At 71.2% G+C, this 20419-nt stretch carries 19 protein-coding genes; 15 read left to right on the forward strand and 4 right to left on the reverse strand.

Annotated features, from left to right (window positions below):
* From BBH68_RS20035 to BBH68_RS20045, 3 genes are all read left to right on the forward strand, one after another.
* The coding region (locus tag BBH68_RS20035; RefSeq protein WP_141713030.1) for a thioesterase domain-containing protein at nucleotides 1-1495 on the forward strand (1495 nt) is incomplete at its 5' end.
* Nucleotides 1496-1549: 54 nt separating this feature from the next.
* Nucleotides 1550-2503 carry an NAD-dependent epimerase/dehydratase family protein gene (locus BBH68_RS20040; RefSeq protein WP_065964431.1) on the forward strand — a complete coding sequence of 318 codons (954 nt, stop codon included), beginning with the start codon at nucleotides 1550-1552 and terminating at the stop codon, nucleotides 2501-2503.
* Between the two features lie 57 nt (nucleotides 2504-2560).
* On the forward strand, nucleotides 2561-2959 hold the full coding sequence (locus BBH68_RS20045) for a nuclear transport factor 2 family protein (RefSeq protein WP_065964434.1): 399 nt from the start codon (nucleotides 2561-2563) through the stop codon (nucleotides 2957-2959).
* A gap of 71 nt (nucleotides 2960-3030) precedes the next feature.
* Here the strand turns inward: BBH68_RS20045 and BBH68_RS20050 are convergent, their stop codons facing one another.
* On the reverse strand, nucleotides 3031-3651 hold the full coding sequence (locus BBH68_RS20050) for a malonic semialdehyde reductase (protein ID WP_065964436.1): 621 nt from the start codon (nucleotides 3649-3651) through the stop codon (nucleotides 3031-3033).
* A gap of 135 nt (nucleotides 3652-3786) precedes the next feature.
* Between BBH68_RS20050 and BBH68_RS20055 the strand changes: the two genes are divergently transcribed.
* From BBH68_RS20055 to BBH68_RS20075, 5 genes are all read left to right on the forward strand, one after another.
* On the forward strand, nucleotides 3787-4518 hold the full coding sequence (locus BBH68_RS20055) for a TetR/AcrR family transcriptional regulator (RefSeq protein ID WP_065964437.1): 732 nt from the start codon (nucleotides 3787-3789) through the stop codon (nucleotides 4516-4518).
* A gap of 22 nt (nucleotides 4519-4540) precedes the next feature.
* The gene (locus tag BBH68_RS20060; protein ID WP_065964438.1) at nucleotides 4541-5356 is read left to right on the forward strand and encodes an AfsR/SARP family transcriptional regulator; all 816 of its coding nucleotides are present in this window, start codon (nucleotides 4541-4543) and stop codon (nucleotides 5354-5356) included.
* A gap of 50 nt (nucleotides 5357-5406) precedes the next feature.
* Nucleotides 5407-6162 carry a nucleoside/nucleotide kinase family protein gene (locus BBH68_RS20065; protein ID WP_065964439.1) on the forward strand — a complete coding sequence of 252 codons (756 nt, stop codon included), beginning with the start codon at nucleotides 5407-5409 and terminating at the stop codon, nucleotides 6160-6162.
* A 4-nt stretch (nucleotides 6163-6166) separates the two neighbouring features.
* The gene (locus BBH68_RS20070) at nucleotides 6167-6409 is read left to right on the forward strand and encodes a hypothetical protein (protein ID WP_065964440.1); all 243 of its coding nucleotides are present in this window, start codon (nucleotides 6167-6169) and stop codon (nucleotides 6407-6409) included.
* A 170-nt stretch (nucleotides 6410-6579) separates the two neighbouring features.
* Nucleotides 6580-8802, forward strand: a complete 2223-nt coding sequence (locus BBH68_RS20075) for a hypothetical protein (protein WP_065964442.1) — start codon at nucleotides 6580-6582, stop codon at nucleotides 8800-8802.
* Nucleotides 8803-8898: 96 nt separating this feature from the next.
* Here BBH68_RS20075 and BBH68_RS20080 read toward each other — a convergent pair whose 3' ends face one another.
* Nucleotides 8899-9081 (reverse strand): DUF6104 family protein, encoded by a 183-nt coding sequence (locus BBH68_RS20080; RefSeq protein ID WP_014176503.1) that lies wholly within the window; start codon nucleotides 9079-9081, stop codon nucleotides 8899-8901.
* 188 nt (nucleotides 9082-9269) lie between these two features.
* Between BBH68_RS20080 and BBH68_RS20085 the strand changes: the two genes are divergently transcribed.
* Both BBH68_RS20085 and BBH68_RS20090 read left to right on the forward strand, forming a co-directional pair.
* The gene (locus tag BBH68_RS20085; RefSeq protein ID WP_065964443.1) at nucleotides 9270-10328 is read left to right on the forward strand and encodes a methyltransferase domain-containing protein; all 1059 of its coding nucleotides are present in this window, start codon (nucleotides 9270-9272) and stop codon (nucleotides 10326-10328) included.
* Nucleotides 10329-10478: 150 nt separating this feature from the next.
* A complete protein-coding gene (locus BBH68_RS20090; protein WP_065964446.1) occupies nucleotides 10479-10946 on the forward strand; it encodes a Pycsar system effector family protein in 468 nt (155 codons plus the stop codon).
* Here BBH68_RS20090 and BBH68_RS20095 read toward each other — a convergent pair.
* Nucleotides 10908-11501 (reverse strand): NADPH-dependent FMN reductase, encoded by a 594-nt coding sequence (locus BBH68_RS20095; protein ID WP_079151108.1) that lies wholly within the window; start codon nucleotides 11499-11501, stop codon nucleotides 10908-10910. The two genes, BBH68_RS20090 and BBH68_RS20095, sit on opposite strands and share 39 nt — an antisense overlap.
* Nucleotides 11502-11533: 32 nt before the next feature.
* Here BBH68_RS20095 and BBH68_RS20100 point away from each other — a divergent pair, with 32 nt between their 5' ends.
* From BBH68_RS20100 to BBH68_RS20115, 4 genes are all read left to right on the forward strand, one after another.
* Nucleotides 11534-12346 carry a DUF4037 domain-containing protein gene (locus tag BBH68_RS20100; RefSeq protein WP_065964449.1) on the forward strand — a complete coding sequence of 271 codons (813 nt, stop codon included), beginning with the start codon at nucleotides 11534-11536 and terminating at the stop codon, nucleotides 12344-12346.
* Nucleotides 12347-12545: 199 nt separating this feature from the next.
* Entirely contained in the window at nucleotides 12546-13484 is a 939-nt protein-coding gene (locus BBH68_RS20105; RefSeq protein ID WP_079151094.1) for an ABC-three component system protein, read from the forward strand.
* Nucleotides 13481-13747 (forward strand): ABC-three component system middle component 6, encoded by a 267-nt coding sequence (locus BBH68_RS20110; protein ID WP_065964453.1) that lies wholly within the window; start codon nucleotides 13481-13483, stop codon nucleotides 13745-13747. The genes BBH68_RS20105 and BBH68_RS20110 overlap by 4 nt, the downstream gene beginning before the upstream one ends.
* Nucleotides 13725-15476: an ABC-three component system protein gene (locus BBH68_RS20115; protein ID WP_065964456.1), complete on the forward strand. Its 1752-nt coding sequence runs from the start codon at nucleotides 13725-13727 to the stop codon at nucleotides 15474-15476. Before BBH68_RS20110 ends, BBH68_RS20115 begins: the two co-directional genes overlap by 23 nt.
* Before the next feature lie 120 nt (nucleotides 15477-15596).
* Here the strand turns inward: BBH68_RS20115 and BBH68_RS20120 are convergent, their stop codons facing one another.
* Nucleotides 15597-16190, reverse strand: coding sequence for a hypothetical protein (locus BBH68_RS20120; protein WP_065964462.1), 594 nt, complete (start codon nucleotides 16188-16190; stop codon nucleotides 15597-15599).
* A gap of 387 nt (nucleotides 16191-16577) precedes the next feature.
* On the opposite strand from BBH68_RS20120, the gene fxsT reads away from it, so the two are divergent.
* Entirely contained in the window at nucleotides 16578-20417 is a 3840-nt protein-coding gene (gene fxsT, locus BBH68_RS20125; protein WP_079151095.1) for an FxSxx-COOH system tetratricopeptide repeat protein, read from the forward strand.
* The last annotated feature ends 2 nt before the right edge of the window (nucleotides 20418-20419 follow it).

Below are 20419 nucleotides of genomic sequence, written 5' to 3' on the forward strand. Positions count from 1 at the left end.
GGGCGCAGCAAGCATCATCGTCAACGGCGTCAACTACTTCAGCCATGAGCTGGAGGCCGTGCTGGAGCAGCTCGACGGCGTGGCCGGCGGCTATGTCGCGGCCTTCCCCACCCGGCGGCCCGGCAGCGACACCGAGCAGCTGGTCGTCGCGGTCGCCCCCGAGACGGCCGAGGACGACGAGGCGGGCCTGTACCGACTGCTCACCGCCGTGCGCTCCACCGTGGTGATGCACTGGGGGTTCCGGCCCTCCCTCATCCTGCCGCTGCCCAAGGAGGCGTTCCCCAAGACCAGCCTGGGCAAGACGCTGCGCCAGCGGATGCGGACGCGCCTGGAGTCCGGCGGCTTCGACGAGGTCATCGCGCGCGTCGCCGAGCTGACCACCCGCAGGCTCGGCGGGTACTCGGCGCCTGAGGGCGAGCGGGAGCGGGTGCTCGCCGAGATCTACGCCGAGATGTTCGAGCTGGCCCCGGACGAGGTCAGCGTCACCGCGAGCTTCTTCGACCTGGGCGGGACCTCGCTGGACATCCTGCGGCTGCGACGCCAGGTGGCACGCCGCCTGGGCGTCGCGGACCTGCCGGTCATCACCGTGCTCACCGCCCCCTCGGTGCGGCAGCTCGCCGCCCGGCTCGGCGAGGGCGGCACGCCCACCGCCCGGGCGTACGACCCGGTCGTCCCGCTGCAACCCCGTGGTGACAAGACGCCGCTGTTCTGTGTCCACCCGGGGGTCGGCGAGGTCCTGGTCTTCGTCAACCTCGCCAAGTACTTCGTCGGCGACCGGCCCTTCTACGCCCTGCGCGCCCGGGGGTTCAACGAGGGCGAGAAGCCGTTCGAGAGCTTCGAGGAGATGGTCGGCACCTACGTCGACGCCATCCGCGCCACCCAGCCGCACGGCCCGTACGCGGTCGCCGGCTACTCGTACGGCGGCGCGGTGGCCTTCGAGATCGCCAAGGCGCTGGAGGCCCAGGGCGAGCGCGTCGACTTCGTCGGGAGCTTCAACCTGCCCCCGCATATCAAGTACCGCATGGACGAGCTGGACTTCGTCGAGACCGCCACCAACCTGGCCTTCTTCCTCGACCTGATCAACAAGAAGCAGTCCCTCGACCTCCCCGGGCAACTGCGCGGGCTGCCCAAGGAGGAGCAGCTCGCGCACCTCCTGGAGATCGCCCCGCCCGGCCGGCTGGCCGAGCTGGACCTGGACCTGGCCAAGTTCACCGCCTGGGCCGAGCTGGCGGGCGGGCTCACCGATCTCGGCCGCACCTACACGCCCACCGGCACCACCCGGTCGATGACCGTCTTCTACGCCATCCCCCTGCGCGGCACCAAGGAGGACTGGCTGAACAACGAGCTGCGCAGGTGGGACGAGCACACCACCGAGGCCAACCGCTACATCGACGTGCCGGGCGAGCACTACACCCTGATGGGGCCCCAGCACGTCGCGGCCTTCCAGGCCATCCTGCGCCGGGAACTCGACCGCGCGCTGGGCGACGGCAAGTAGGCGTGCGTGCAAGGCGAGCGAGGCGTGCACGGCGAGCAAGAGGAGAAGAGCAGGTTGGAAGGCAAGAAGATCCTGGTCACCGGCGGCAGCGGACAGGTCGGCCGCCCGGTCGCCGAGGCCCTGGCCGAGCACAACGAGGTGTGGTGCCTGGGCCGGTTCGGCACCCCGGGCGTCGAGGAGGAGCTGACCGCCCGCGGGATCAGGACGTACCGCTGGGACATGAACGACCTCGGCGGGGCCGCGTACGAGGGGCTCCCCGACGACTTCACCCACGTCATCCACTCGGCGGTGCGGCGCGGCGAGGACGGTGACTTCAACGCCGCGATCGAGGTCAACTCCGTCGCCTCCGGCCGGCTGATGAGCCACTGCCGCGGCGCGGAGGCGTTCCTGTACGTCTCCACGGGCGCGCTCTACAAGCGGCAGACCCTGGACCACGCGTACGCCGAGGACGACCCGGTCGACGGGGTCGCCGACTGGCTGCCCCCCTACCCCGTGGGCAAGATCGCCGCCGAGGGCACCGTACGGGCCTTCGCGAGCGTGCTGAACCTGCCGACCACCATCGCCCGGCTCAACATCGCGTACGGGCCCGGCGGCTATGGCGGGGTGCCGATGCTCTACTTCAAGCGGATGCTGGCCGGCGAGCCGATACCGGTGCCGCTGGAGGGCCAGAACTGGTGCTCCCTGCTGCACACCGACGACCTGGTCGACCAGGTGCCCAAGCTGTGGGCGGCCGCGTCGGTGCCCGCCACGCTGGTCAACTGGGGCGGCGACGAGCCGGTCGGCATGACCGACTGCGTCCGCTACCTGGAGGAGCTCAGCGGCGTCGAGGCCAAGCTGGTGCCCAGCGAGGTCACCCGGGAGACCTACCAGTTCGACCCCGCGCGGCGGCTGGAGATCACCGGCCCCTGCCGGGTGCCGTGGCGCGAGGGGGTGCGGCAGACCCTCGAGGCGCTGTACCCCGAGCACGTCAAGCCGCGCCCGGCCGGGCCCGCCGCGCCCGTCGCCTGACCCCCCTGCCTGACCCCCCGCCTGATCCGCTGCCTGATGCGAGGAGATACGACAACCGTGGCGTCACAGAACATCGAGGCCATCCGGGCGTGCTACGCGGGCTTCCGCGACCGGGACGTCGAAGGGATCCTCTCCGGGATGCACCCCGACGTGGAGTGGGTGCACCCGGACGGGATGGCCAAGTACGGCCTCGGCGGCACCAAGCTCGGCCATGCGGGGATCAAGGAGTTCCTCGCGCACGTCCCGAGCGTGCTCGGCGGGATGAGGCTCAACCCCCGGGAGTTCATCGAGCAGGGCGACCGGGTCGTGGTCTTCGGCACCCGCGAGGTGACCTCCCGCACCGGCACCACCGCGACCCTGGACTTCGTCCACTCCTGGACGATGCGGGACGGCAAGGCGACGAGGATGGAGGACATCTTCGACACCGTCGCGTTCCATGAACTGATCGAGAGCTGAGCCGCGGCAACGAGGAGCGCCTGTGCCCCGCCGTCGGGGCACAGGCGCTCCGTATGTGGTGCAGGGCCGGGTCAGACCGTGGTGACGACCTCGTCGTACTCCAGGCGCGGCAGCCGGCCCATCCAGGCGTCGGGCCCCGGCTTGCCGATGTTGACGACGCACAGCGCCTGGTGCCGGCCGTCCTTGAAGAACTCCTTCGACACCGCCTCGTGGTCGAAGCCGATCATCGGCCCGGCGGCCAGCCCCGCCGCCCGCACGCCCAGGATGAAGTAGCCCACCTGAAGAGCCGTGTTGAACCGCGCGGACCCCTCGCGGACGCCCGGGTCGGCGAAGATGTCCTGCGGGTTCTCCATGAACGGGACCAGCCGGGGCAGCTCCTCGTGGAAGTCCAGGTCCGCCGCGAGGACCGCCACCAGCGGCGCCTTCGCCGTCTTCTCCTGGTTGCGCCCCGTCATGTGCGACACCAGCCGGGCGCGGGCCTCCTCCGAGCGCACCAGGACCACGCGCAGCGGCTGCTGGTTCATCGAGGTGGGCGCGTACTTGACCAGTTCGTAGATGGCGCGGACCTGCTCGTCCGTGACCGGCTCGTCGGTGAACGTGTTGGCCGTACGGGCCTCCAGGAACAGCTGGTTCTGCGCCTCCGGCGCCAGGGTGAGGTGGCGCAGGACGTCGCTGTTCTCCGGTGCGCTCATGGAGCTCTCTCCTCGGGGGTGGGCCTTGGGGCCTTAATTAATTGGACTGGACCGACTAGTCCAGTGCGGTGAAGGAAGGCTAGACTCGCAAGTCCATTGGGGGCAAGAGCGCATCGCAGTCAGGAGGTCGCAGCCTTGCGGACGGACAGCGTGCCGCGGCGCGGCGCGGTGGGCCGGCCGGCGGGCCCTCAGCCCGCCAAGCGCCAGGCCATATTGGAGGCGGCCGTCGCCGTCTTCCTGCGCGAGGGATACACCCGGGCGAGCGTGGACGTCATAGCCGACGAGGCCCGCGTGTCCAAACAGACCGTCTACAACCACTTCGGCGACAAGCAGCGGCTGTTCCTCGCGGCCGTCGAGGGCGAACGGGAGCGGGTCGCCGCCCACTTCACCCCCGACCTCGAACCCGATCTCGAACCCGACACCGACGCCCAACCCGATCCCGACCCTGGCTCCGGCCCCGGTCACGGCTCAGGCCCCGGAGGCGGGGCCGGGGGAGCGGGGGATGTCCGGGCCGCCCTCGTCGTCTTCGGCCACCGGGTGCTCCGGGTGCTGCTCGACGAGCGCGCCTCCGCCCTGCGCCGGCTGGTCATCTCCGAGGTGGCCCGCCACCCCTCGCTGCGCCCCGCCTGCGCGGACGGCGAACCCCAGCAGCTCGTGTCCCACCTCGTCGCCCTCCTCACCCGCCGCACCGAGCGCGGCGAGCTGGACGTCGACGACCCGGCCACCGTGGCCCGCCAGTTCGTCGCCCTGCTCGTCCAGCAGGGCCTGCACCAGTCGATGTACGGCACCCGCCCGCTCCCCGGGCACGAAGCCGCGGCCATCTGCGAGAAGGCCGCCGACCTGTTCGTACGCGCGTACCGCAGGTGAAGTGTGAGGAGGTGCACCACCCATGGACGTGAGCGTCCTCGGGCCGCTGACCCTGCGCCAGGGCGACCAGTCGGCGGTGCCCAGCGCGATGAAGCCGCGCAAGGTCCTGTCCCTGCTGCTGCTCCACGACGGCCGGATGGTGCCCGTACAGTCCCTGATGGCCGAGCTGTGGGGGGAGGGGCCGCCGCGCACCGGGCTGACCACGCTCCAGACCTACGTCCTGCACCTGCGCAAGCTGCTCGCCCAGGCGCTCGGCGTCCCCCCGGCCGCGGTCGCCCGGGACGTCCTCCAGACCAGGCCCGGCGGCTACGCCCTGGTGCTGCGCTACGGCCAGCTCGACGTGCACCGCTACCGCGACCTCGTCGCCGCCGGGGAACACGCCCTGGAGGTCGGCGACGAGCGGGCCGCGGACGCGGCGTTCCGGCGGGCGCTGTCGATCTGGCAGGGGCCGGCCCTGGTCGACGTCACGCCGCACGGGCGTCCCCTTCAGGCCGAGGTCGCGCGCCTCGAACAGTCCCGGCTCACGGTCACCGAGCGCAGCATCGAGACCCGGCTGCGGCTCGGCGGCCACCAGGAGGCGCTGAGCGACCTGGCCTCCCTCGTCGTCGAGCACCGCTTCCACGAGGGCATGCACGGCCAGTACATGCTCGCCCTGCACCGCTCCGGCCAGCGCACCCGTGCGCTCGCGGTCTACCAGCGGCTGCGGCTCGCCATGACGGAGGAGCTGGGGCTCGAACCGTCCGCCAAGCTGCAGCGCCTTCAGCAGGCCGTGCTGGCCTCCGACCCCCGGCTGGACTACGAGGCGGGCGCGCCGGGGCGGGGGCCGGTGGTGGCGTGAGGCACCAGGGCGACAGGCCGCGTGGCGGAGGGCCGGGCGGCCCCGGTGTCGTGGACCCCGCGCACGGCGTCCACGCCGGCCTGATCCCGGACGCCGCGCTGACCGTGTGCCGGCTGCGCGCCGGACACGACGAGCTGACACGGCGGCTCCTCGGGCGCGCGGGATCGACGGTGGCCCTGGCGGACGCGCTGCGGAACGCCGAGGCCATGGACGCGGGCGATCGCGCGGACGGGTGCGTGGACACCAGCGGCCTTTCGGTGGCCGAGGTGGTGGAGCGGGTGCGGGAGGAGACCGGCGGGTGGCCCGCCCTCCCGACCACCGAAAAGCCCTCCCGGGCCTCGTTCCCGGACCTTTCCCCGGGCCCGTCTCCGGACCTCTCCCCGGACCCGTCTCCGCTGACCTCCCCGGTGCCGGTGCCGGTGCCGGCGCCGCTGACCTCCCCGGCACCGGACGCGGGCTCGGCGAGCGCCGCCGGCGGCTCGGTGCTGTGGCTGTGCGGGGCGACCGGCGTGGGGAAGTCGACGGTCGGCTTCCAGCTCTTCCGGAAGGCCCTGGGCGACGGCCGTACGGCGGCGTACCTCGACCTCGACCAGATCGGCTTCTGCGGCCCCACCCCGGCCGACGACCCCCGCAACCACCGGGTGAAGTCCCGCAACCTGGCCGTCCTGTGGGCGGGCGTACCGCGCGGTGGGGGCCCGGTGCCTCACCGTGGTCGGCCATGTCGAGGACGAGTCCGTACTCCAGGCGTACACGGACGCGCTCGCCCCGGCCACCGTGACCCTCTGCCGACTGCACGCCGGGCGTGAGGAGTTGACGCGCCGGATCCTCGGCCGTGGGCGGGGCGGCAGCTGGCCGCAGCCGGGCGACCCGTTGCGGGGGCGGCCCGCCGAGCGGCTGCTCCAAGCGGCCGACGCGGCGGTGGCCGACGCCGCCGCCCTGGAGCGGGCGGCCCTGGGCAGCCGCGTCGACACCGACGGGCGCACCGTGGAAGAGGTCGCGGAAGAGGTCGCCGAGGCGGTCGCGATCCGAGCCCCCTGGCCGCCCCTTACCTAACTGCGGCCGCCCATCGTGGGCGTGCTAGCTTCACCGGCAATCGCTTTATGCGATCTGCCACTTGGTAACTGTGCCACGGGGGAATTCATGCCTGCTCGTCCCGTTCATTCCCTATCCGTAAGACATATCGCTCCGGGCTCGCGTCTCGGCATATCGCTGAAGGGGGAATCATGCTCACGTACCACCAGGTCATGACCATCGATCTGTCCCTCCTCGAGACCGCCGCCAAGCAGTGGGACGAGGCGGCCAAGAAGTTCGAGGCGGTGCGGAAGGCCTACGACAGCCAGGTCAAGTCGGTCGGGCTCGACGGGACCTGGAACGGTCAGGCGCTCTTGGTGGCGCGCCCCGACATGCAGAAGACCGGAGAGCAGTTCGGCGCCGCGCCGAAGGAGGCGCGTGCGATCGCCTCGCTCCTGCGGGACGCGCATACGCAGTTCGTGGAGCTGCGCGGGAAGGTGAAGTCCGCGGTCGCGGACGCGGTGAAGGCCGGGATGAAGGTCTCGGAGGAGGGCAGGGCGACGTACGACTTCTCCAAGGTCAGCCAGGAGGAGGCCTTCTCCCTCAAGCACGACCCGGACCTGCACGCCACCGAGCTTTCATGGACGGAACACATCGCCGCCGCCGTGAAGGCGGTCGATGACGCCGACCAGGGCGTGAAGCTCGCGCTCAAGGCAGCCGCACAGGATCCCGACATCTTCGATGGTGCCGTCAACGGGTTCAACGGCGAGGCCGAAGGCGATATCGAGAAGGTCGAGGCCGAGGAGGCGCAGGAACTCTCGACCAAGCTCAACTCCGGCGAGAAGCTCAGCGCCAAGGAGATGGCCGAGTACCAGCGGCTGTTCCGGGACAACCAGCACGACAAGACGTTCAGCCAGACCTTCCTGGCGGGCATGGGCCCCAAGGGCACCATCGAACTCGCCAACAAGTACTTCGATCTCGCCAAGGGCGACGACAAGGAGAACTTCCGCGCCCTGGAAAAGGGCCTGGCCACCACTCTGGCCACCGCTACCAAGTCCCCCTCCGACCCCTTCTACGACAAGTGGCGGGAGGGGCTCAAAAAGGCGGGCGTCGAGAAGTACGACCTGGACGCGGTGGGCGACAAGATCAGCGTGGGCTACGGGCACGGCCAGCAGGCCCGTGGCTACCAGAGCCTGGTCACCCTCATGAAGCAGGGCGGGGGTTATTCCAGGCAGTTCCTCTCCGATGTGACCGACGACATGATCGCGGCGGAGCGGAAGGACAAGAACATCTGGGACCTCTACGGAGAGTTCAGCGGCAAGGACGACGGCTGGTTCGCCAACGACCCCGTCGACGGCGCCCTCGACATCATGAGCCGTGATCCCAAGATCGCCACCTCGTATCTCGACCCGACGTCGGACGGTGGCAACGACCGGCTGAAGTACCTGCTGCGGGAACGCGACTGGGACGTCAGGAACACCGTGAACTCGACCGGTAAGGTCGAGATCCCGGGCAACGACGCCCCCGACGCGGATGTGCGCAGCGGATTCGGCCGGGCGCTCGAGGTGGCCGCCACGGGTAATGCGCCGGGCACCGACCACGTTCTCGGCTACCACACCGATGCCGAGGCGCGGGTGATGCGCGAAACCATCAAGGTCCTCGACGACGGCCGGAACGGGGCCCATATTCCCGACCAGCTGCGGAAGCCCCTGGCCCATATGCTCGTCGACTACACGCCCGATGTCCATGAGACATTGAAAGGCCGGGGCCTGTACATGGACAAGGACGACGTGTGGAACGACACGGGTGACCCCAAGGGCGCCCATATGGCCGTCGGGAAGGACAGCCTGGCCCGCATCCTGCGCGGTGTGGCGGAGGACGGCGACGCGTTTCGCCAGGTGCACGACGCCGAGAAGTTCTACGCCGCAGGGACGCTTTCCACGACGGACTTCCAGAAGCCTGACGACCGTGCTGCGGTCATCGAGGAAGCATCGCATGTCTTCGGTGTCTACGACGGCATCGGCGCAGACATCGTGAGTGACAACAAGGACCACAGAGTGTCCTGGGTCAACCACTTCCAGACGGGGGAATTCGTCGCCACTGGCGGCATGCAGGCCGGTGTCAGCGCCACTGCGTCCCTGGCAGGAAAGTCCTCTGTCTACGGATTTTCGGCGGACGTCGTCTACCGCATTCTTTACGGGGGCTTCTACGACTGGAAGGAGGACGAGATCGCCGCGGCGAACGCCAAGGCCGCCAAAATCACCGAGGGCCAGTTCACCCTCGGCCAGCAGCACGTGAACCATATGGTCGCGGGGTGGGCCAAGGAGAACGGATACGGTCTGGAGACCGGGCTGTCCAGGCATCTTGTCGGCTCCGGCCAGGAGGAATACGACAGAGGGCGGCGCGAGGCGCTCGACATTTACCTGAAAGGCTGAGCCGCGGGCCCGGCGCGTCCCCGCCGAGTGGGGCGAGGGCGCGCAGGGCGGCGTCGACGGCGGTTACGCGTTCCGGATCACTGCCCGGCTGCCCGGCTACTCGTCCTCGTCCTCGTCGTCGAGCCGGGCCAGCCAGGTCGCGAGCCGCTCCACCGGGACCTCGAAGTCCGGGTTCAGGTCCACGAAGGTGCGCAGCTGCTCGGCGAGCCACTCAAAGGTGATCTCCTCCTCGCCGCGCCGCTTCTCCAGCTCCTCGATGCCGCGGTCGGTGAAGTACAAGGGGGTGCTCCGGGTCGGGTCGGTTCGGGTCAGGTCGGGTCGCGTCGGGTCGACGGCCGTACGGGTGCGTACGGGCCCAGGATAGAGCGGCCTGCGGCCTGTTTCCCGAATACTACGCCTCGCGTACTACGCGCCGCGTAGCATGGAGGGCGAGGCCCTGCCGTTCCCACGGAGACGAGGACAGCCCCATGCGCACCCACGACGCCCAGATGCTGGTGCTCAGCGCCCTGGCCGACGGCCCCCTCCACGGCTACGCCATCAACGCGGCCGTCGAGAAGCTGTCGGGCGAACGCCTCGGCCCCGGCAGCCTCTACGGCGCCCTGGCGCGCCTGGAGGCCAAGGAACTGGTCGAGCCCCTGCCCGGGGCGGGCCGCCAGCGCCCGGTGCGCCTCACGGACAAGGGGCGCGCGGCGCTGGAGCGGGAGCTGCGGTCCCTGGCCGAGGTCACGGAGCGGATGTTCGAGGCCGCCGTGCCCGATCGGATCGGCTATCTGGACCGGCTCGCCGGGACCGCCGCCGCCCGCTCGTACAAGCAGGTCATGCGGGACGCGCTGGCGGCCCGCCCCGGCCACACCGCCCTCGACCTGGGCTGCGGCCCCGGCACCGACCTGGCCGCCCTCGCCGAGGCGGTCACCCCCTCCGGCACCGTGATCGGCGTCGACACCGACCCCGAGGCGGTGGACCGGGCCCGCGAGCGTACGGCGGACCTCCCCGCGGTGGACGTACGGCTCGCGGACGCCCACGCCCTCCCCCTCGCGGACGCGAGCGTCGACCGCGCCCGCACCGACCGCGTCCTGCAGCACGTGGCGGACCCCGCCCGGGTCCTCACCGAGGCGCGGCGCGTGCTGCGCCCCGGCGGACGGCTGGTCATGGGCGAGCCCGACTGGGACTCGCTCGCCATCGACCACCCCGAGCCCGAGCTGTCCCGCGCCTACACCCGCCACATCGCCGACCGGATCGTCCGCAACGGCGTCATCGGCCGCCAACTGCCCCGGCTCGCGGCCGGGGCCGGATTCACCGCCCCCTCCGTCGTCCCGGTCACCTCCGTCTTCCGGGACGCCCGCGCGGCCGACCGGATCCTCGGCTTCCAGCGCAACGCGGAACGCGCGGCCGCGGCCGGATACTTCAGCGAGGAGGCGGCGCGGCGGTTCCTCGACCACCTCGCCACCGGGCCGTTCCTCGCGGCGGTGACGCTCTACGTCGTGGTGGCCGAGGTGCCCGGGCCCGAGGCGAAGTCCGGGTCCTAGCCCGAAGCGTCCGGGCCCGAAGAGTCCGAGCCCGAAGCGTCCGAGCCCGAAGAGTCCGAGCCCGAGCCCGAAACGGAGCGGCGGGACGGGGCGTCCTAACTCCCGACAGGCCGCGAAGGGCCTGCTGAAGCGCACGGGAGGACGCACCCCATGGCCACCACCGCCCCCGACCCGCGACCGGACGCCGCGCGGGAGAGCATCAGCGCGACCGTGGCGTCCCTCCAGGCCGACCTCGCCCGCTCCGAGTCCAAGGCGAGCCTGTTACTGGCCCTGGCCGGGGCCGCGCTGGTGGCGCTGGGCTCCACCGCCCCGGGCCTCCACCCGCGCGTGCCGACCGCCGTGGCCGGCTCCCTCGGCGCCGCCGCGCTGCTGGTCGCGACCGTCCTCCTGCTGCTCGCGGTGCGCCCGAACCTCAGCGGCGACGGCTGGACGAGCTGGAGCCGGATGAGCCACGACCGGTTGCGCGAGCGGCTGGCCTCCGGCTACCAGGTGGAACACGTGAGGTTCATGGCCGAACTCGCCGTGCGGAAGTTCCGTCTCATCCGGATCGCGGTTGACTGCATGCTCGCCGGGCTCGGCCTACTGGCCCTCGCCGCCGTCCTCGCCGTCGCGGACTGAGTCCCGGCGTTTCAGGCCGGCGTCGATCAGCGTCCGGGCGGCCTCGCCGATGCCCTCGCGCACGGCCGGGTCGGTGATCCTCCCCGACTCCGGGTCCACGGCGGCCCGCGGCACCGGCACCCGGACACAGGCCGCCTCGACGATCTCCGCGCCGGTGTACCCGAGGACCGTACGCAGGGCCCGGTGGGCCCCCTCGGCTCCGGTCGGGGACGACGACGCGTTGATCCAGCCCACGGGCTTGTCGACGATCTCCATCCCGCCGACGGTCCAGTCCAGCAGGTTCTTGAACGAGCCGGGCAGGTCCCCCGCGTACTCCGGGGTGCAGAACAGCACCGCGTCGGCCTCCGCGATGATGCCCCGGAGCCTGACGACTTCCGCGGGCAGCGGCTCGACATCGTCGTCCGGGTTGAAGTGCGGCAGCTTCGCCAGGTCCAGATAGGGCACGGGGCGCGTCGTGTCGCCCAGGAGCTCGACCAGCGACAGCACCACCGCCGTGTTGGTGGAGCCATGGCGCGTACTGCCGCTGATCAGCGCGAGATTCGCGGTTCGGGTCACGGCCGCCATGCTACGACCGCGATGATGGGCCGATGAACGAGATCCAGGAGATGGCCGCCCGCCTGGTGGAGGTGGACGGCGTGGTCGGGGTGATGCTCGGCGGCAGCCGGGCGCGGGACGAACACGCGCCGGACTCCGACTGGGACCTCGGCGTGTACTACCGGGGCCCGCTCGACGTGGCGGCACTGCGGGCGCTGGCCGCCGAGGTGACCGGCGGGCCGGTGGAGGTCGCGGGCCCGGGGGAATGGGGGCCGTGGGTGAACGGCGGGGCGTGGCTGGACGTGCGCGGGCAGGCGGTGGACTGGATCCTGCGGGACGCCGACCGGGTGCGCGCGGTGTGGCAGGACTGCCGCGCCGGGCGGCACGAGGTGGGCGTGCAGGCCGGGCACCCGCTGGGGTTCTGGTCGCCCTGCTACGCGGGCGAGGTGGCCCTGGGGCGGGTGCTGGCCGACCCCTCGGGGGAGTTGGGCACGCTGCGCGCCGAGGCCGGGACCTATCCCGAGCCGCTGCGGGAAGCGCTGACCGGGGCGGCGTGGGAGGCGGGTTTCCTGGTCTCGAACGCCGCCAAGTCGGCCCGGCGCGGCGATGTCCTGCACGTCTCGCTGAGCCTCTCCCGGGCCGTCGGCGTCCTCGTCCAGGCCCTCTTCGCCCACCACCGCCGCTGGTGCCTCAACGAGAAGGGCGCGCTGGCGGCGGTGGCCACGATGCCGGACACGCCCCCCGGGTTCGGCGACCGGGCCGGGGCGCTGCTGGGGGCGCTCGGCGGTGGCCCGCCCGAGCTGGTGGCCCGGGTGGCCCTGGCGGGCGGGCTGGTCGACGAGGTGCGGGCGGTGCTGGGCGGGTAGCGGGACGTCGCACGCATGCTCCTGCGAGCCGCGGCGCGGCAGGCCGCCGCGAGTCGCCGGCTCGGGGCGCGGGCCGACTGCTTCCGGGGGCCCCAGGGGCCCAGCCCCCTGCCCCTCGCCTGTCTCATTTCCGATGCCTACTTCTTGTGTGGTGTTGATCACTGCGCGCTAGGCTCTCCGGCGAGACCAAGGGGGGTCGATGCAGTTCGAGCAGCGTATGTACGCTCGCCTGAAGTTCCTGGGGCTGATGGCCGAGTTATATGAGACGGCGTTTGAGGACTTTTTCCACCGGTTGATGTGTGCGCGCTATCCGGACTTCCTCGACGTGCGCACCCATGGCAGGCTCGGTGACCAAGGGGCTGACGGCCTGGCGCTGCATGAGCGCAAGCTGTACGCCTGTTATGCGCCGCAGACGGTGGATGTCGTACAGGTCAAGCAAAAGCTGATGTCCGACCTGGCCAAGGCGTTGGAGAAAAGATCCGGCCAATTCGACACGTTCGTATTCGTCCACAACGACCGGCGGGGTATGCATCCGCGGATCGCGACACTGCTGTCAGAGACGGACGCAGGGCATCCGGACGTGAAGTTCGAGCAGATGGGCACGCGCCGTCTGTGGTACGAGTGCATGCGCCTGGACCAGGAAGCTGCCGAGGAGGTGCTGGGCTGCCAGATTCCGATCCAGCCGGTCATTCACGGCGTGGGGATGGACGATCTGGCGCCCCTGCTGAAGCACCTGCGAGACCAGCGGGTCGCGGCGGACCCTTTGATGCCATTGCCTGATGTGGAGCCGGGCAAGCTCGACTTCAACCGGCTGCACGGCGATGCTCGGCAGGACCTGGTGCGGGGCATGCGCCACAGCCACCTCGTGGACGCCTTCTACGAAGGAGGTATCCGTGCGGTGGAACACGACGAGGTGGCCCAGGGCTTCCGGCTGTATTACGAGCAGGTCCGACAGGAATGGACCGAGCCGGAAGATGTGCTGTGGCAGCTTGAGATGTACGTACTCGGCAACGGTAGCCAGCAGCCACGAGTGCAGCGGGCCGCCTGGGTGATATTGGCGCACTTCTTCGAACGTTGTGACATCTTCGATGCGCCTCCGCCCGGATGGGCCGGCTCCGGCGTCGAGGTGTCGGCATGATCACGCCCACGAAGGGCATTGCACCGGACCGATGTCTGCTTGCCGTGGGAGCGCAGGTGCTGCTTCAGCTCGACGAGCCGCGCTCGGTCAGTCAGGCGTGGGCCCGGCTGAAGGCGTGGCGGTCCGAGCACGGGCATTACGCGCCGGTATCGTTCGCCTGGTTCGTGTTGGCCCTTGATGTGCTGTACAGCATGGGCGCGGTGGAACTGCGCCGTGATGTTCTCGTAGCGAGGAGTGCCGATGCTGCAGCGCTTGAGCGCTGATTACCCGGGCTTCAAGACCGCAACCTTCACTCCCGGGATGAACCTGGTGGTGGCGGACACCACGGCGGGCTCAGCGGATACCGACAGCCGCAACAGCGCCGGCAAATCCAGCCTGATCGAGCTGATCCATTTCATGCTCGGTTCTCGGGTCGACAAGCGCTCACTGATCACAAAGAAAGCCTTACGGAACTTCACTTTCTCCCTGCTGATGAGCTGGCCCCGCGTCGATGAACTGCAAGTCAGACGTAGTGGCCTTCGCCCCGGGGTGGTCGACATCACGCCGGACATCACCGCCCCCGACGAGCCGGGGACGCTCGAGCTCCACCTCGGCGGATCCAGGGAGCTGAGCGCCGAGCGATGGACCCGGCTGATCGAGCGCGACCTGTTCGGTCTGCGTGAAGAACATCCGGGCGTCAGCGGGCGGACGATGCTTTCATTCCTGGCCCGTCGGGTGTCTGCACACGGTTTCAATGAAGCCACCCGCACCTTTTCCCGTCAGGCCGAAGCGGATGCCACCACCAACCTCGCCTACATGCTGGGGCTCGACTGGCAGCTCGCCGACGGGTATCGGCGGCTCGCAGCCCGCAAGGCCACCCGTACACAATTACGCAAAGCCATCAACGACCCGGTGTGGGGGCGTATCGTCGGCTCCCCCGCTGATTTGCGCGGGCAGATCACGCTTGCCCAGGCCCAGGTCGAGCGACTGCAGGCCCAGATCGCGGACTTTCAAGTGGTGCCCGAATACGAACGCGTCAAGGCAGAGGCGGACGGCCTTGCCCGTCGCATCAAGCAGCTCGCCCAGGACGACGTGATCGACCAGAGCAACCTGGAGGAACTGCGCCAGGCCGTCACCGAGGCCGCTGACGTCGAGGTCGACTATCTGGAACCCGTCTACCAAGAGCTTGGAGTCGTCCTCAACGACCAGGTCCGCCGCCGGTTCGAGGAGGTGCAAACCTTCCACCAGTCCGTGGTGCGCAACCGCCGACGTTTTCTCGAGGCGGAGATCGCCGACCTCACCGCTCGTCTGGAAGCGCGGCGCACCGAGCGCGCCCGACTCGGGGAGGAACAATCCCGGCTGTTGCGCGTTCTCAACGACGGTGGCGCGCTGGAGGCGCTGACCGCGCTGCAGCAGGCTCTGGCCCGTGAACAGGCCGCACTGGAGGCGCTGCGACACCGCTACGAAGCCGCCCAGGCCCTCGAAGCCAGTGCCCGACAGATCACCGCCCAGCGCCTGCAACTACAGGAGGCTGTCACGACCGACCTGGACGAGCGCGCCGAGCAGACCACCGAGGCGACTCTGCTGTTCTCCCAGTACGCCCAGCGTCTGTACGGCGAAGGCCGCGAGGCGTATCTCGCGATCGAAGCCGGACCCAGCAGCCTGCAGATCAGACCTCACATCCACAGCGATGACAGCCGTGGCATCGGCAACATGGTCATTTTCTGCTTCGACCTCACCATCGCAGTCCTCGCCCATCGTCATGGCCGTGGCCCGGACTTCCTCATCCATGACAGTCATCTCTTCGACGGAGTCGACGACCGGCAACTCGCGGCCGCACTCACCCTGGCCGCCGACGTGGCCCGTGATGAGGGCATGCAGTACATTGCCACCCTCAATAGCGATGACCTGGACAAAGCGATTCGCCGCAGCTTCGACCCCACGCCGTACCTGCGTGAACCACGACTGACCGACGCGCTCGACAGCGGTGGTCTGTTCGGCTTCCGCTTCTGAGGAATCCGCGCCGTCATTCCCAGCGCGGCCGCGTCACCGACCGGGTGGAACTACGCAGCAGGTTCGGACGGCACCGGGGGCTGGGGCTGCCTGGCTGGCGCGGTGTTCGGGCCGAGAGGCTCAGAAGAGATCCGGGATGTCGTCCAGGCGGCTCAGGAAGCGGCCCGGCCAGGAGTACAGCGCGCCGCCGAACGAGAGGTTGCGGGTGTAGACCCCCTCCATCAGGATCGCCAGCCCGATGTCCAGCCCGTCGAAGCCGCCCTGCGCGGCACCCGTGATGGTGCGCGGGTGCCGCCACGTCGAGCGGGACATCGTGACGACGGCCCCCTCGCGCCACAGTTCGTGGCGGAGTTTGTCGCCGAGCACCCGGTAGCGGTAGGAGCGTCCGGCGAGGGCGATCCGCAGCGCACGGCGGTGCGCCGTCACCGCCAGGTGGCGGCGCTTCAGATCCGCGGTCCAGCCGTCGGCGGTCAGCGTCATCCAGGCGAGGCGGGGGCGGTCGCGGAAGTCGATGCCGGAGAAGGACATGGGGGGAATGCCCTGCCCCGACACCCAGGAGACGAGAGTGTCCCGGACGAGGTCCTCCTCCGCCGGACACGTCAGCTCGACCGGCCCGAAGCCGGGCACCGTCCCGGCCCAGGTGTGGCGGGGCCTCTTCAGGAGACGGCCGGGGGTCGAGCCCTGGTGGACGAGTTCGAAGTGGATGGTGTTCACGCGGTGTTCCCCCTTGCCGGATGTCCTGGTGAGGCTACCTTCCGGTGACTTCGTCCGGTCCGCCGCTCATGGTGACGGAGCGATGCCGGCCACGGCTGATCCGCAAGGGCAGGAGACAGCGCGCCGCGTGAGATGACCGCGCGCTCAGCCCGCTCAGCCCCCCGCACGGTCCAGCAGCCAGCCCACCAGAGCGCGTACGGCGCCGGAGACCGCGGCGGCGGCGAGGGCGAGGAGCGGGCGGGGGGCGGGGCGGTTCGCGGGAGGCACGGTGGCGGGTCCTTTCGGTGCGGCCGGTCGGTTTGCCGGGTACGTTCACCCTGCGCGGGGCGCCGGGTGTTGCGGCAGGTGTCACGCGTTGCCTGTTGCCGCAACGGGGGAGGGGCGCGCGTGGACGACGACGAGGAACTGAGCGGGGAGCTGGTGCCGCGGACCGGCGACGGCGGGCGGGTCGGGGACCTCAAGCCGATACCCGACCGCGTGCCCCCGGCGTGCGCCGAGCTGGCGGCCGGGCTGCGGGGGCTGTTCGGGGCGGTCGGGGTGTCCTTGCGGGTGTTCGCGCTGCGGGTGCACTGCGACCCGGGCACCGTCTCCCGCTATCTCAGCGGAACGGGGGTCGCCCCGGCCGAGTTCGTGGACACGCTGCTGACCCACGCCGCCAAGGCCACCGGACGGCCGTCCTCCCCCGAGGTCGTCGCCCATGTGCACGGCCTGCAACGGCGGGCGTTGCAGGCCACCAACAGGACCCGCTGGGAGCTGCAGAACCTGCGTGACCAGCTCGCCGACGCCGACCGCAGGCGCCAGCAGGCCGAGGTGCGGGCGGAGGCGCTGACCGAGGCGTTGCAGGCGCGGAAACAGCGGATCGCCGAGATGGAGGTCGAGCAGCGGCAGCTCGCCGTGGCGATGTCGGTCGAGCGCGACGGACGCGGCACCGAGGTGGAGCTGCTGCGGGACGAGCGGGAGCGGTTACGCGGTGAGCGCGACCGGCTGAAGGAGGAAGTCGTCCGGCTCCAGAGCGAGCTGGACCAGGCGCGGCGGCAGGCGCTGGAGGCCGAGCGGCGCTGCGAGGAGCTGGAACACCAGCTCCAGGCCGGGGAGGAGGCGGCGGCCGAACAGGCCGAGGCCGAGGACCCGGTGGCGCACCGGCTCTGGCTCGCGGAGGAACAGGCCGGCGCCGCGGAGGACCGGGCCCGGCGGCTGGAGCGGGAGCTGGCGCGGTTGCGGGCGGAGGAGGGCGGGCGGGGCGCGCCTGCCCCCTCCTCAGGGGGCAGGTTGATCGCGGGGGCGCGTCTGCACCCGCCGTCGCCCCCGAGCCCGTCCGGCCGGCTGCCCGGCGGCCTGCCCGCCCGTCTGCCCGTCACCGTGACGTACGCCGGCCCCCACCGCCCCTGGGCGACCTGGGTCGCCCGGCGCCTGGAGGCCGCGGGCGTCGTGCGCGAGGCGATCACCCTCCGGCGCTGGGACCCCACGGACGAGCCGTCCCTGGACCGCGCCCTGGCCGAGCTGCTCGGCCCCGACGCCTTCCATCTGCTGCTGCTCAGCGAGCACTTCTTCGCCCTCGGGCCGCACCGTACGGAGGCGGACTGGGAGGCGGTCCTCGGGAGCCCCCACATACGCCGAAGCACGGACCGAGTCGCGGCCTTCAACGTCAGCGGCCGCCCGATGCCGTTCCTCGCCGCCCTGCTGGACGCCGTCGAACTGTGGGGGGTCGAGGAGGAGGAGTGCGAGCGGCGGCTGCTGCGCGCGCTCGGCGTGGCCCCCGCCACCGTCGGCGGCCCCCGGCAGCGGTCCGGGCTGCCCGGGAACCCGCCCGAGCTGTGGGACGGGGTGCCGCGCCGCAACCCCCGTTTCACCGGCCGGGATGTCCTCCTGGAGCGGATCAACGACTTCCTGCGGAACGCCCCCGCCGAGGCCGCCGTCTGCGCCCTGGTGGGCCTGCCGGGCATCGGCAAGACCCAGCTCGCCGCCGAGTACGCCTACCGTTTCGCCGCCGAGTACGACGTGGTGTGGTGGGCCGAGGCGCATGGGCGTGGGGTGCTGGAGTCGCGGCTCGCCGGGCATCTGGCCCACCTCGGCAAGGACGTCCAGGGGTACACCCGGCGGGCCCGGGCCGAGGCCGCCCTGGACAATCTGCGCCGGGGCGTGCCGTCCGACCGCTGGCTCCTCGTCCTCGACGGGGCCGACTACCCGGCCGCCGTGGCCGATCTGCTGCCGGGCGGGCGCGGCCATGTGCTGATCACCTCGGAGATCCGCGACTGGGCCGACCACTACGTCGAGGTGCTGGACGTCCCGCCCTTCAGCCGGCGGGAAAGTGTGGCGTTCGTACGGGCCCGCGCCCCCCGGCTCAGCGGCGAGGAGGCCGACGCCCTCGCCGCCGCCGTGGGAGACCTGCCGCTGCCGCTCGACCAGACGGCGGGCTGGCTGGACGGCTCGACGATGCCGGCCGAGGAGTACATCCGCAGGCTGCGCGAGGGCGAGCCGGTGCCCGTGAAGTCCGGAGCGGCGTACGGGGAGCCCTATCCCACGGTGTTCAAGGAATTGATCCGGCGGTTGCAGACCCACTCGCAACTGGCCGTGGACCTGTTGCAGCTCTGCGCGGTGTTCGGGCCCGGCCCGGTCCCGCTCGCGCTGCTGCGGGCCGTTCCGGCGGAGCTGGTCTCCCCGGCGGTGGCGGCCCTGCTGGAGGACCCCACCCACTTCGAGGTGACGGTCGGGAAGCTGGTGCAGCACTCCGTGGTGCGGCGGGAGGGGGAGACGCTGCACCTGCACCGCTTCGTGCGCGACGCGGTCCGCAGAAGGACCCCCGAGGACCGTCGCGAGAAGGACGCCCAGGTCGTCTGGCGGGCCCTCGTCGCGGCGCGTCCGGGATGGCCCCAGGAACCGGCCACCTGGCCGCGCTACGCCGAACTCATGCCGTATCTCGACGTGTTGTGGGCGCTGGAGCGCCCGGAGCCCCGGGAGGGGACGCGTCCGCTGCGGCGCGACTGTGTGACGTACCTGACGCTGAGCGGCGATTACGCGACGGCCCTGCCCCTCGTCGACAAGGCCATGGACGTCACGGACTGGCAGCTGACCCTGTGCTGCACCGGCCTGCTGCGGGCGACCGGGGACTACGCCCGGGCCGAGCGGCTGGACCGGGCGCTCATGCGGCAGTTGAGCCATCCCAGCGCGCTCGCTGCGATGAACGCGCTCTCCGCCGACCTGCGGGGCCTGGGGCGCTACGCCGAGGCGTACGAGCTCTGCCGGCGCCAGGTCGACCTCCGCCCGGTGCTCGACCACCGTAAGGAACTTCAGGGCCAAGCCGAAGTGGCCGCCTCGCTGCGGGCGATCGGCGAATACGGACAAGCGCTGGAGCTGGACGAGAAGGTCCTGGGGAGCCGGAGGGAGCAGTTGGGGAGCGACCATCTCGAGACGCTGGCCTCCGAGACCGACCACGCCTGGGACCTGCTGCTGATGGGCCGCTATCGGGCGGCCCTGGCCGTCCAGTCCCGCAGCGTCGAGCGGCACCGCGCCGCCGTGGGGAGCGAGGCCCCGCCCACGCTGGCGGCCGAGTGTGCCCTGGCGATGTGCCGGCTTCACTGCGGGGAGGTGGAGACCGGGACCTCCCAGCTCGCCATGGTGCTGGACCGCGCGCGGCGGCTGGTGGGCGAGGCTGCGCCGCTGTCCCTGCTGATCGCCTCCCACTACTCGTGCGGGCTGAGGCGGATGGGCCGCCTCGAAGAGGCGGGGGCGCTCGGGGACTTCGTCACGGACGCCTACCGGGTGACCGTGGGAGAGCAGCACCCGTATGCCGTCGGGGCGGCGGTGAACAGCGCGCTCGTGCTGCTGGAGCGGGGTGAGGACGAGCCGGCGTGGGAGGTGCTGGAGAAGGCGCTGACCGATATGACGGCGGCGCTCGGCGAGGGCCACCCCTGGACGCTGGGGGTCGCCGTCAACACCGCCGCCGCCTACCAGACCATGGGCTACCGGACGGACGCCTGTGCCCTGAGCCGGGAGGTCGCGCTGCGGTCCGAGACCGCGCTGGGCAGGCGGCACCCGCTGACCCTGACGGCTCGGCTCGCGCTCGCCGCGGACCTGCGGGAGATCAAGGGCGGACGGGACGAGGCATCGGCGATCGAGCAGGGAGCCATCGGCGACCTGGAGGACATCCTGGGGCTGAGGCACCCCGCCGTGGTGGCGGCACAGCAACACGGCCGCCCTGTGTGGGACTTCGTGCCGCTGCCCATCTGAAC

Source organism: Streptomyces sparsogenes (assembly GCF_001704635.1).
Classification (GTDB): domain Bacteria; phylum Actinomycetota; class Actinomycetes; order Streptomycetales; family Streptomycetaceae; genus Streptomyces; species Streptomyces sparsogenes.

Excerpts from the sequence above, each read along its gene's own strand:
- BBH68_RS20050 (WP_065964436.1), bottom strand. The coding sequence starts at position 3,651 with ATGAGCGCACCGGAGAACAGCGACGTCCTGCGCCACCTCACCCTGGCG.
- BBH68_RS20060 (WP_065964438.1), top strand. The coding sequence starts at position 4,541 with ATGGACGTGAGCGTCCTCGGGCCGCTGACCCTGCGCCAGGGCGACCAG.
- BBH68_RS20075 (WP_065964442.1), top strand. The coding sequence starts at position 6,580 with ATGCTCACGTACCACCAGGTCATGACCATCGATCTGTCCCTCCTCGAG.
- BBH68_RS20085 (WP_065964443.1), top strand. The coding sequence starts at position 9,270 with ATGCGCACCCACGACGCCCAGATGCTGGTGCTCAGCGCCCTGGCCGAC.
- BBH68_RS20090 (WP_065964446.1), top strand. The coding sequence starts at position 10,479 with ATGGCCACCACCGCCCCCGACCCGCGACCGGACGCCGCGCGGGAGAGC.
- BBH68_RS20100 (WP_065964449.1), top strand. The coding sequence starts at position 11,534 with ATGAACGAGATCCAGGAGATGGCCGCCCGCCTGGTGGAGGTGGACGGC.
- BBH68_RS20105 (WP_079151094.1), top strand. The coding sequence starts at position 12,546 with ATGCAGTTCGAGCAGCGTATGTACGCTCGCCTGAAGTTCCTGGGGCTG.
- BBH68_RS20110 (WP_065964453.1), top strand. The coding sequence starts at position 13,481 with ATGATCACGCCCACGAAGGGCATTGCACCGGACCGATGTCTGCTTGCC.
- BBH68_RS20115 (WP_065964456.1), top strand. The coding sequence starts at position 13,725 with ATGCTGCAGCGCTTGAGCGCTGATTACCCGGGCTTCAAGACCGCAACC.